We start from the raw sequence: 11,657 nt of genomic DNA, 5'->3' as shown, positions 1-11,657 counted from the left end.
TTTCCTTCCATCGCGCGGGAATGAAATGTCTTCCACTCGATCCGCGCCTGCTCCTGCGCCGCTGCGGCTGTGCTCGCGAACCCAATTGCTGCCAGACCGATAACGGCTAGCGCCCTTCCAATCATCGGATACCTCTCCTGATCTGTTTTGCGCGACATAAGCGGGCAAGGCCGTTTTTGTCACGGACATTGTCAAACAGGGTGTGGAGCGAACCCTGCCCCGTCCGGCCAGGCTGGATGGGTGAGACCCATCACCTTGAACAGCGCACCCATCTGCTCGTCGCCGGCGAGCCGGTCCTTCGCCGCCATGATCTCGTCGCGGTGTTGCGGGGCAAAGGTGGCGAGCGCGTCGGCGCGCAGCTCGATCCCCAGCGCGCGCAGCCATTGCCCTTGCGGCACCGTGCCGAGCCAACGCGCGCCCGAATTCTCCGCGATCCGGGCCAGCGTCGCGAAATCCACCAGCGCGGACAGGTCGGCATCGCCCGGATCGACGAACGGATCGACCTTGTGGTGTCCCTTCACCGCCTGCAGGGTCGAGCCGGTCTGCGCCTGGGCGTAACCGTAATCGATGAACAGCGCCGCGCCCTGCTGGCTGGCCAATCGACTCGCCACTTCCTCGACCACCGCCGCGGCACCGGGGCAGGTTTCGAGGATCGTCCCTTCTTCCGCGTCGCGCCGCTCTTCAGGCACCGCGGCATCCATCGGCCGCTCGCCCGCGACACAGGCAAAGCGCCCGCCTTCGGGCACGACCATGCGCTCGCGCCAGCCTTGCGCCGTCCTGACCAGCTGCCGCACCGGCAGCGCATCGAGAAACTCGTTGGCGACCAGCAGGATCGGGCCGTCGTCGGGCACGCTCGAGAGGTCGTGATGCCACACAGCCTCAACCTCGAGCCTGTCCTGCTGGATACGCCGCAGCGCCTGCGAAGCTTCGACCAAATGCACTTGCGGTTCGACCCCGTAGCGCTTCATTGCCCGCAAGGCATCGCGCGCCAGCGTTCCCCGTCCGGGGCCGAGTTCGACGTAATGGAGCGGCCCGGCGCGCTGTGCCTTGAGCCAGATATCCGCCAGCCACAGGCCCACGAGTTCGCCGAACATCTGGCTGATCTCGGGCGCGGTGATGAAATCGCCCGCCTGGCCCAGCGGGTCGCGCGCATTGTAATCGCGGGCGTTCGCCTCGGCCATGTAATGCGCGATCGGCATCGGGCCGGCGCTGGCGATCAGGCGGCGGAAGCTCTCCGCCAGGCTGGCACGCCCGGCTTCCTCATTCATGCAGGCTTGCCGGATGCGAGCGGGGGCTTGGCAAGCGCGCGGATCATGAAGAACAGGCCGACCAGGATCAGCGGGATGGTGAGCCACTGGCCCATCGACAGTCCGGTCTGTTCGACCACCCATTCGAGATGGCTGTCGGGTTCGCGGAAGAATTCGACCACGAAGCGCGCGGCGGCGATCCCGGCGGTGAAGGTCCCGACCAGGAGGCCGGGGCGATAGCGCGCGCGGGTCTTCCAGAACAGCAGCATGAGGACGAACGCGAGGATCGCCCCTTCCAATGCCGCTTCATAGAGCTGCGAGGGGTGGCGGACGATATCGCCGCCCATGGGAAAGATCATCCCCCAGGAAACGTCGGTCGGTCGTCCCCACAACTCGCCATTGACGAAATTGGCCAGCCGCCCGAGCAACATGCCGACCGGAACATTGACCGCGATATAATCGCTCACGCGCAGGAAATTGAGCCCGTTCCTGCGGCACACCCACAGGATCGCCGCAAGCACGCCGAGCACGCCGCCATGGAAGCTCATCCCGCCATCCCACAGCCGCAGCACTTGCCAGCTGATGAAGCCGTCGCCGGAAAAGTCGGTGAACAGGCTCGGTTTGTCCGTCCCCCAGCCGGTGTAGAACAGCGCATAGCCCAGCCGCCCGCCGAGAATCACGCCGAGCGTGCAATAGAAGAACAGGTCTTCGGCGTGGCGCTGCGCCAGCGGCGCTCCCGGACCCTTGAGCATTTTCGAGACGTGCCAATAGGCGAACAGGATCCCCGCGATATAGGCGAGCGAATAATAGCGCAGGGTGAAGAAGCCGAGATCGATCCCGGGCTGCAGCCCCAGATCCTCGAACCTGATCGCCTGCGACGCCTCGGCCAATAGTGACAGCACTTGGGGAACCCCTTATCAATCATCGGCAAGCGCCGCGAGAAGCGGGGCGCTTGTGGCACAGCATGCGGCGGGGCGAAACCCCGGTTTGCGCGGCAAATCCACAAGGCTCCTTCGCAACCGGACCCGCGCATGGGAGAGTGAACGCCAATGCCGAGCGCAATGGACCAGAGCCTGGCGAAACATCTCAGGCCATTCCTGGCGCCCGGCGGACCGCTCGAACTGACGACGATCGCCCGCTTCGGCACCGAACTTCCGATGTTCAGGAACGCACCGCCTTCGCTCGCGCATTATTTCGAGCTCTATGCCGCGCGGCATGGCGCGGCCTGCTACCTGGTCGATGGCGATATCAGGCTGAGCTTTGCCGATACGCTCGCCGCCGCGCGCGAGCTGGCCGAAGCGCTGGTCGCCGGATTGGGCGTGATCAAGGGCGACCGGGTCGGTCTCGCCGCGCGCAACTCCGCCAATTGGGTTGTGGCATATTTCGCGATCCAGCTGGCCGGCGGCTGCGCCACCCTGCTCAACGGCTGGTGGACCGCCGAGGAGATGAACGACGCGATCTTGCTCGCCGGGTGCCGTCTGGTATTGGCCGATGCCCAGCGCGCGGCCCGGCTCGAGGGCGAAGCGCATGGCGCGCGGGTGGAGGTCTTTTCGCACGGGAGCCTGCCGGAGGAAGGATTTGCGGAACTCCTGGCGCAGGGCGCGGGCAGGAAAGCAAACCTGCCCGAACTGGGGCCCGACGATCTCGCCACGATCCTTTTCACCTCCGGCTCGACCGGCCGCGCCAAAGGCGTTGCCTGCGACCATCGCAGCGTGGTCCAGGCGATTTTCAACTTCGCCGGGGTCACGCTCGCCATGCTCGGCCACATGACCGCACAGGGCGAGGCTCCCAAGGACCCGCCCTCCGCGGTGGTGGCCGTGCCGCTGTTCCATATCACCGGCGAAGTCGTATTGATGCTCCTGAGCGTGATGCTCGGGCGCAAGCTGGTGTTGATGCCGAAATGGGATCCGGTGGAGGCGATGCGGCTGATCGAAGCCGAGAAGGTGACCTATTTCCTCGGCGTCCCGCTGATGAGCCACGAAATCCTCAACCATCCGAAGCGCGGCGAATTCGACCTCTCCTCGTGCCGCACATTCGGCTCGGGCGGGGCTGCCCGCCCGGTCGAGCATGTGCTCGAAGTGCCCGAGAAATCCTCGCACGGCCTGCCGGGCATCGGCTACGGCCTGACCGAGACCAACGCTGTCGGCTGCTCCAGCTTCAACGAGAATTACCTTGCCAAGCCGGGCAGCACCGGGCCGGCCAACCCGCCGCTGGTCGATCTCGCGATCTTCGGCGCGGACGGGGAAAAGCTCGAGCCGGGCCGCACCGGCGAAGTGGCGATCCGCTCGATCTGCAATTTCCTCGGTTATTGGGAAAATCCCGAGGCCACGCACGAAGCGATCCGCAAGGATGGCTATTTCCTTACCGGCGACTTGGGCTATCTCGACGAAGACGGCTACCTCTTTATCGTCGACCGCAAGAAGGACATCATCATCCGCGGCGGCGAGAATATCTCCTGCGTCGAAGTCGAGCAGGCGATCTATTCGCATCCCGACATTGCCGAATGTTCGGTGTTCGGCCTGCCCGACGAACGGTTCGGCGAAATCGTCGGTTCGGTATGGGTTCCGCAACCGGGGCGCGACCTGTCGGAAGACGATCTCAGGGAATATCTCGCCGAGCGACTGGCGGCATTCAAGATTCCCGCTCTTATGTGGCGTGCAGAGGGCTCGCTTCCGCGGCTGGGCACCGAAAAAGTCGACAAGCGTTCGTTGCGCGAAAAATATTCCGCCCTAAGTGGACTTAAGTGACCAAACTCAAGATTCCCAAGCAGCGCGCGGTGATCGACCGCCGCAAACTGGCCGAGGACATTGCCGCAGCAGTCGCAAGATCGGGCGCCGAGGCATCGCGCCAGGACGTGATCGAATTGCTGCGCACGGCGCTGGCCGATGGCCGGGCCGAACTCGACCGCCGGCTATGTGAGAAGCCGTCGGCCGGGCACGAGATCACGCTCGGCCATGCCTTCCTGATCGACCAGCTGATCCGGGTGATGCACGACCACGTGATTGCCGACCTCTATCCGGTTGGCAACCGCTCTTCGGGCGAGCGGCTCGCGATCATGGCGGTCGGCGGCTACGGCCGCGCCGAGATGGCGCCGCATTCCGATGTCGACATCGCCTTCATCACGCCCGGCAAGCAGACGGCCTGGTGCGAACAGGTCATCGAGGCAATGCTCTACCTGCTGTGGGATTTGGGGCTGAAAGTCGGACATTCGAGCCGCTCGGTCGACGAGATGGTGCGAATGGCGAAGGCCGACCTCACCATTCGCACGGCGATGCTCGAAGGCCGCTATCTGTGGGGCGACCAGGAACTCTACGCGGAAGCTTCCAGCCGCTTCTTCTCCGAAGTGGTCGCGGGGACCGAGCGACAATTCGTTACCGAGAAACTGGCAGAGCGCAACGAACGCCACAAGCGGCTGGGCGACAGCCGCTACGTCGTCGAACCCAATGTCAAGGAAGGCAAGGGGGGGCTGCGCGATCTCCAAACGCTCTACTGGATCGGCAAATATATCCACAAGGTGAGGAGCGCGGCGGAACTGGTCGAAGTCGGGCTGTTCACACGGGCCGAATATGGCGCATTCCGCCGGGCGGAAGGCTTTTTCCTCGCGGTCCGCTGCCATCTCCACACGATCACCGGCCGCCCCGAGGACCGGCTGACCTTCGATCTCCAGCGCGAAGTCGCGAAACGCATGAATTTTGCCGAACGCAAGGGCAAGAGCGCGGTCGAACGCTTCATGCAGTATTATTTCCTGCAGGCGAAACGGGTCGGCAGCCTGACCGGTATCTTCCTCGCCCAGCTCGACGAGCAGATCGCGCGCAAGAAGCCGCGCGGCCTGCTTGCCGGATTCCGCCAGAAGCCGCGGGACTTCAAGGGATACAAGCTGTTTGGCGGAAGGATCGCCGCGCAGGACGACGATTGGTTCAGGAAGGACCCGGTGCGGCTGGTCGAGATTTTCCAGATCGCCGAAGAGGAAGGCTTCGAGATTCACCCGGAAACCATGCGCCTGATCACCCGCGATGCGAGCCTGATCATGGACGATGTGCGCAACGATCCGCGCGCGAACGAATTGTTCCTGAAACTGCTGACGGGGCGCAGGGATTCCGAGACGGTACTGCGCTGGATGAACGAGGCCGGCGTGTTCGGCCGTTTCGTGCCGGATTTCGGCAGGGTCAACGCCCAGATGCAGTTCGACATGTATCATCATTACACGGTCGACGAGCACACCATCCGGGCGATCGGCCTCCTCGCGCAGATCGAGCGCGGCGAACTCGAGGGCGATCATCCGCTGGCGACCGAAATCTTTCCCCGGATCAGCAACCGCCGGGCGGTCTATGTGTCGGTCCTGCTGCACGATATCGCCAAGGGCCGTGGCGGCGATCATTCGGTTCTGGGCGCGCAAGTGGCGCTGGATCTGTGCCCGCGCTTCGGCATGGACGAAAACGAGACCGAACTGGTTGCCTGGCTGGTGCGCTATCACCTGCTGATGAGCGCGACCGCGTTCAAGCGCGACCTGTCCGATCCCAAGGCGATCGCGGATTTCGTTGCCGAGGTACAAAGCGTCGAGCGACTGCGGCTGCTGACGCTGCTCACCATCGTCGATATCCGGGCGGTCGGCCCCGGGATCTGGAACAGCTGGAAGCGCGAATTGCTGGCCCAGCTATACATCAGCGCCGAGGAATTGCTCCGGCTGGGCCACAAGACTGCCGGCCGCGAAGGCCGGATCGAAGCAAAGCGCGAGGCGGTCCGCGAACTGCTCGGCGACAAGGCGCATCTGATCGAGGAACTGCGCGACCGGTTCGACGATTCCTACTGGATCGCCGAACCCGAAGACATCATCGCGCTCAACCTGGTGCACTATTCGGAAGCGAAGGCGCTGACCCACAAGCTTTCGATCCATTGCGAATATTACCCGGCGCGCGGAGCAACCCTGGTAACCGTGATCGGCGACGACCATCCCGGTATCTTTTACCGCATTGCCGGGGCGATTTCGCTGGCCGGAGGCAACATCATCGATGCCCGCATCCACACCAACCGGCTAGGCAAGGCGGTCGACAATTTCCTGGTGCAGGACCCCCACGGGCGCCCGTTCAGCGAACCGGCGCAACTCGACCGGCTCAAGAAATCGATCGAGGATTCGCTGGCCAACCGGATCGAGATGGTCCCGCAGCTGGCCAAGCGCCCGCTGGCTCATAGCCGGGCCTCGACTTTCGACGTGCGACCGCGGGTGAGCTTCGACAACAAGGCCTCGGGCCGGTTCACGGTGATCGAAGTCAATGCCCGCGACAAACCGGCACTGCTCAATCGCCTGGCCCGGGCATTGTTCGAAAGCCAGTTGATGGTGAATTCGGCGCATATCACCAATTACGGCGAGCGCGCCGCGGATACCTTCTACGTGACCGACCTCCTGGGCCACAAGGTAACCTCGCCCGAGCGGCTCAAGGCGATCGAGGAGCGGCTGCTGGCATCGGCCAGCGACGAATGGGAACCTGCGGGAAAGAAGGAGCCGGCCTAACGCGGCGCCTTTTTCCACCGATGCGCGTCCGCCGGAGCCGGAGCCGGGACCACCTGTGTATCAAAATGGACGGCTTGATTCGGCGGGATTCCCTTTGCGGCCGAAATTATGCATAGGGACCGCTAATCGAGGGCCGCACATCGCTGAATTTGGCAGTCCCGGACTGTTCAACAGGCGCGAACTTGGTGGCCCTGACGGCGAAGTTCGAAGGAGCAAAGTGATGAGTGTCGTTTCCAACAAGCCTGGAGTAGCGTTCCTGCTTGCCATGCTGGCGCTTCCCATTGCGGGCAGCCTGTCTGCGCAGGAACTGGAGCCGTCGCAGGGCAGTTCGGCACCGGGCGAAGTGCTGACGACCGTTTACGGCGAAACCCCTGACGACCTTTCCGGCTTGCCCGAAGGCCCTGAAATCGAAGGCATTATTTCTTCGCGTAACGGCGGCAGGATCCAGGTCTCGGCCAGCGACGGCACGAGTACCCTGATCGCCCTCAGCGCAGCGACCGACATCCGGGGGACCGGAGGCTTTCTCGGCATGGGACGCACACAGATCACCGCGGATTCGCTGCTCAGCGGGCTACCGGTGACGGTCAGGACGGTCCAATGGGGCCGCGGCCTGGTGGCAAGCCGGATCAGGTTCAAGAACGAGGACCTCGAAACCGCCGCCATGATCCACGGCGGCACGTCGCAGCGCTTTGCCCAGCAGGATGCGGCCATCGAAAGAAACGCCGCCGCAACCGAGGCCCTGCGCGGCCGCCTGGGCGATATCGACCAATATAACCTCAAAGGCGCGACAAACGTCTATTTCGACACCGGCAAATGGGCGCTTTCGCCCCAGGCCGAACGCGATCTTTGCGCTGCCGCGGCCCAGGCCGAAGCGCTGGAAAACGCCCTGTTGCTGGTGGTCGGCTACACCGATTCGACCGGCAGCCAGGAATTCAACCAGGAGCTGAGCGAGCGGCGGGCCGCGCGCGTGGTCAATTACCTCCAGCAGCAATGCGGCTGGAAGCCCTATCGCATGCTCACGCCGACCGGGATGGCCGAGGCCGATCCGCTGGCGGACAACTCCACCGAAGCGGGCAAGGCCCAGAACCGGCGCGTGGCGGTGAACATCCTGGTCAGCAAGGCGCTCGACACCCAGTAATCCGGGCTAGCCCCGTTCTCCGAACAGCGCGGTGCCGATCCGCACATGGGTTGCGCCGAGCATGATCGCGGTCTCGTAATCCCCGCTCATCCCCATGCTGAGCCGGGCGAGGCCGTGATCGTCGGCAAGCTTGGCCAAGAGCGCGAAGAACGGCGCGGGCTCGATGCCGAGGGGCGGGACACACATCAGCCCGATCACCGGGAGTTGCGCCGCACGTGCTTCGGCCAGCAGCGCAGGCAGGGCGTCAATCGCGCAGCCGCCTTTCTGGTCCTCGGCCCCGATATTGACCTGGACGAAGCAAAGGACCTGTCTTCCGGCCTTGTCCATCGCCTTCGCCAGCGCCGCCACCAGCGAGGGCCGGTCGAGCGAGTGAATACAATCGAACAGCGCGACCGCATCATCGGCCTTGTTCGATTGCAGCTGGCCGACAAGGTGCAGTTCGATAGCGGGAAAGCGCTGCTTGAGCGCCGGCCATTTGGCTTGCGCTTCCTGCACCCGGTTCTCGCCGAAGACGCGCTGGCCGGCCTCGATCAGTGGCACGATCGCTTCGACCGGATGGGTCTTGCTGATCGCGATCAGCGTGACCTCGTCCGGCTTCCGCCGGGCGAGTTGCGCCGCATGGGCGATCCGGCCCTGAACCTCGGCAAGCAAGCTGGCTGCATTCTCCATCGCGCGCCGCTATAGCGCGGCCATGCCCCTGCGCCAGCCCTTCCCCAGCCTGTGGTTGATCTCCGACGAACGCAACGATGCGGTGCTGGAAGGCGCATTGGGCAGGCTGCCGCGCGGCTCGGGCTTTATCTACCGGCATTATCATCTCGCGCCCGAGGAACGGGTGGACCGCTATTTCGAGCTGGTCGGGATTGCCCGGCGGCGCGGGCATGTCGTGATCCTGGCCGACAGTGCGACAACCGCGCTCGAATGGGGGGCAGACGGGATCTACGGTGCGCCGCGTGCGCTCTATCCCACGCGCGACCTGCTGCGACTGGCGACCGCGCATTCCCTGCGCGAGATCGGCGAGGCCAACCGGATGGGCGCCGACGCGATCCTGCTGTCCCCGGTTTTTCCGACCCGCTCGCATCCCGGCACAAGGGCGCTCGGCCCGCTGCGTTTCCATGGCCTTGCCGCCCGGTCGCAAGTCCCGGTGATCGCGCTGGGCGGAATGTCGCAGGAAGGCGCAGACCGGCTCAAATGGCCGTTTTGGGCGGCGATCGAGGGGTTAGCATAGGTCGTCCTCCCCCTTGATGGGGGAGGGATACGCAAGCTTGCGGGCTTGCCCGCTAGCTGGAGTTGGGAGGGGGTGAGTTCTCGACCAGACGCTATTTCACCCCCTTCCAGCTGCGACTAGGCAACAAAGTTGCCAAGTCTTCGCATCCTTCCCCCACCAAGGGGGAAGAAATGCCTGAACCGCCAGATTCTTGACCGCGAGTCCCGCATCTGCGATTCTGCCCTCTTGACGGACCAGGGGAACGCACATGGCTAGCCGCGCAATCGGCAAACAGGCCCCGGCAGACTGGCGCGCCGCATTCCGGCGTTCGCTGCGCCGCGCCGCGCAGATGACGGGCGCGGTCGTGCTCAGCGCAGCCATGGTCTTCCTGTTCCTGGCGCTGGTCAGCTACCACCAGACCGATCCTTCGCTGTCGACCGCCGCGGGCAGCGAAGTCGCCAACTGGATGGGCCGCCCGGGTGCATGGATCGCGGATGCGGTGCTGTTGGTGTTCGGCTTTACCGCGATCCTGTTCCTGCCAATGCTCTATGCCTTTGCCCGCAAGCTGTGGCGCGATGCCGACGACGAGGAAACCCCCCACGGGATGCGCTGGTGGCGCACGGTCGGCGTACTGCTTTTCGCCATGGCGCTGCTCGCGATCGTGCTCTCGCTGACCTTCACCGAGAGCGAAGGCAACCTCCCGGCCGGACTCGGCGGGATGGCGGGCCTGCTGGGCGCGAGCGGAGTGGAGGCGCTCGCCGCTCTCACGCCCGAAGCCGCGCAGTTCTGGACCATCGCCGGCCTGTGGATCGCCTGCCTGTTCGGCGGCGCGTTTCTGGTCGGGCGGATTTTCGCGATCGACTGGGCGCTGCTCCTGACCCTGCCCGACATGCTCCGGCGCAAGCCCGCTTTGCCAAGCGCCGACAGCCTGCCGTTCGTGCCCAGGCGCGAAAAGCCGCTGGTCGAGCCGCGCCCCGCCCCGGTCGCGCAGGACGAGAAGCGCAAGCCGCCCGAAATCAGCGATCCGCGCCAGCCGCCCAAACGCGCCAGCCTGACCGGCAAGTCGAAGCAGAAGGACTTGTTCGCCGAATACGAATTGCCGAGCCTCGACCTGCTCGAGGACCCGCCCGCCAACCAGGCGCCCAAGCTCGACAAGGCGGCGCTGCAGAGCAATGCCCGCCTGCTCGAAAGCGTGCTCGACGATTTCAACGTCAAGGGCGAGATCACCGCGGTACGCACCGGCCCGGTCGTCACCATGTACGAGCTCGAACCCGCGCCGGGCGTCAAGGCCAGCCGCGTGGTCGGCCTCGCCGAGGACATCGCCCGCAACATGAGCGCGATCTCGGCCCGCGTTTCGCCGATCCCGGGCAAGACCGTGATGGGCATCGAACTGCCCAATGCCGACCGCCAGACGGTCTCGCTCAAGGAACTCACGGCCTCGGAAGCCTATGCCCATCACAAGGGCATGCTGCCTGTGATCCTCGGCAAGGACATCGCCGGCGAACCGATCGTCGCCGACCTTGCCGCCATGCCGCACCTGCTCGTTGCCGGGACCACCGGCTCGGGCAAGTCGGTCGGGCTCAACTGCATCCTCTTGTCGCTGCTCTACCGCTTTACCCCGCGCGAGCTGAAGCTGATCCTGATCGATCCCAAGATCCTCGAACTCAAGAGCTATGACGATATCCCGCATTTGCTTGCGCCGGTGGTGACCGAACCGCACAAATCGATCCGCGCGCTCAAATGGGCGGTCGAGGAGATGGAGCGCCGCTATCGCATGATGAGCGCGATCGGCGCGCGCAACCTCCAGGGTTTCAACGAACGCGTGCGCGCCGCCGCGGCGAAGGGCAAGCCGCTCGGCCGCCGGGTCCAGACCGGCTTCGATCCCGAAACCGGCGAGGAACTGTTCGAGGAAGAACAGCTCGATTACGAGGAACTGCCCCAGATCGTGCTGATCGTCGACGAGCTCGCCGACCTGATGGTGGTGGTCGGCAAGGAGATCGAGGTCCTGATCCAGCGGCTTTCGCAAAAGAGCCGCGCGGCGGGCATCCACTTGATCATGGCGACCCAGCGCCCCTCGGTCGATGTCATCACCGGGGTGATCAAGGCGAACCTCCCCACCCGCATCAGCTTCAACGTCACCAGCCGGATCGATTCCCGCACGATCCTCGGCGAACAGGGGGCCGAACAGCTGCTCGGCAAGGGCGACATGCTCTACAAGCCTTCGACCGGCACGCTCACCCGCGTCCACGGGCCGTTCGTTTCGGACGAGGAAGTCGAGCGGGTCGCCCGCCACTGGCGCGCGCAGGGCAAGCCCGTCTATGTCGACAGCGTCACCGAGGAACCCGAGGATGGCAGCTTCGGTTTCGAGGACGAGTTCACCGCGTCCGACAATCCCGAAGAGCGCAAATACCGCCAGGCCTGCCAGATCGTGATCGAGAACCAGAAGGCTTCGGGCTCATGGCTCCAGCGCCAGATGGGGGTAGGCTACAACACTGCCGCCAAATGGATCGAACGGATGGAAGCGGAAGGGCTGGTCGGCCCGGCCAACCATGTCGGTCG

The 11,657-nt window shown here is 64.7% G+C and carries 8 protein-coding genes; 5 read left to right on the top strand and 3 right to left on the bottom strand.

What is annotated here, in order from left to right; translation table 11 throughout:
* Positions 1-191: 191 nt before the first annotated feature.
* A complete protein-coding gene (locus AC16XC_RS00970) occupies positions 192-1,268 on the bottom strand; it encodes a class I SAM-dependent methyltransferase (RefSeq protein ID WP_484032761.1) in 1,077 nt (358 codons plus the stop codon).
* Entirely contained in the window at positions 1,265-2,149 is an 885-nt protein-coding gene (gene lgt, locus AC16XC_RS00965) for a prolipoprotein diacylglyceryl transferase (RefSeq protein ID WP_484032760.1), read from the bottom strand. Before lgt ends, AC16XC_RS00970 begins: the two co-directional genes overlap by 4 nt.
* Positions 2,150-2,296: 147 nt before the next feature.
* On the opposite strand from lgt, the gene AC16XC_RS00960 reads away from it, so the two are divergent.
* The 3 genes from AC16XC_RS00960 (at position 2,297) to AC16XC_RS00950 (ending at position 7,894) form a co-directional block, all read left to right on the top strand.
* Positions 2,297-3,994, top strand: a complete 1,698-nt coding sequence (locus AC16XC_RS00960) for a class I adenylate-forming enzyme family protein (RefSeq protein ID WP_484032759.1) — start codon at positions 2,297-2,299, stop codon at positions 3,992-3,994.
* A complete protein-coding gene (locus AC16XC_RS00955; RefSeq protein ID WP_484032758.1) occupies positions 3,991-6,756 on the top strand; it encodes a [protein-PII] uridylyltransferase in 2,766 nt (921 codons plus the stop codon). Before AC16XC_RS00960 ends, AC16XC_RS00955 begins: the two co-directional genes overlap by 4 nt.
* Positions 6,757-6,976: 220 nt before the next feature.
* The gene (locus tag AC16XC_RS00950; RefSeq protein WP_484032757.1) at positions 6,977-7,894 is read left to right on the top strand and encodes an OmpA family protein; all 918 of its coding nucleotides are present in this window, start codon (positions 6,977-6,979) and stop codon (positions 7,892-7,894) included.
* Between the two features lie 6 nt (positions 7,895-7,900).
* On the opposite strand, the gene AC16XC_RS00945 is transcribed toward AC16XC_RS00950, so the two are convergent.
* Positions 7,901-8,563 (bottom strand): YggS family pyridoxal phosphate-dependent enzyme, encoded by a 663-nt coding sequence (locus AC16XC_RS00945; protein WP_484032756.1) that lies wholly within the window; start codon positions 8,561-8,563, stop codon positions 7,901-7,903.
* Between the two features lie 22 nt (positions 8,564-8,585).
* Between AC16XC_RS00945 and AC16XC_RS00940 the strand changes: the two genes are divergently transcribed.
* Both AC16XC_RS00940 and AC16XC_RS00935 read left to right on the top strand, forming a co-directional pair.
* Entirely contained in the window at positions 8,586-9,119 is a 534-nt protein-coding gene (locus AC16XC_RS00940) for a thiamine phosphate synthase (protein WP_484032755.1), read from the top strand.
* Positions 9,120-9,366: 247 nt separating this feature from the next.
* The coding region (locus tag AC16XC_RS00935) for a DNA translocase FtsK (RefSeq protein ID WP_484032754.1) at positions 9,367-11,657 on the top strand (2,291 nt) is incomplete at its 3' end.

It is taken from the genome of Candidatus Andeanibacterium sp. (genome assembly GCF_057143545.1).
Note: the sequence above shows the minus strand (reverse complement) of the source record. Positions and strands in the feature narration are given on the sequence as shown.

Excerpts from the sequence above, each read along its gene's own strand:
- AC16XC_RS00945 (WP_484032756.1), bottom strand. The coding sequence starts at position 8,563 with ATGGAGAATGCAGCCAGCTTGCTTGCCGAGGTTCAGGGCCGGATCGCC.
- AC16XC_RS00950 (WP_484032757.1), top strand. The coding sequence starts at position 6,977 with ATGAGTGTCGTTTCCAACAAGCCTGGAGTAGCGTTCCTGCTTGCCATG.
- AC16XC_RS00970 (WP_484032761.1), bottom strand. The coding sequence starts at position 1,268 with ATGAATGAGGAAGCCGGGCGTGCCAGCCTGGCGGAGAGCTTCCGCCGC.
- AC16XC_RS00960 (WP_484032759.1), top strand. The coding sequence starts at position 2,297 with ATGCCGAGCGCAATGGACCAGAGCCTGGCGAAACATCTCAGGCCATTC.
- AC16XC_RS00940 (WP_484032755.1), top strand. The coding sequence starts at position 8,586 with ATGCCCCTGCGCCAGCCCTTCCCCAGCCTGTGGTTGATCTCCGACGAA.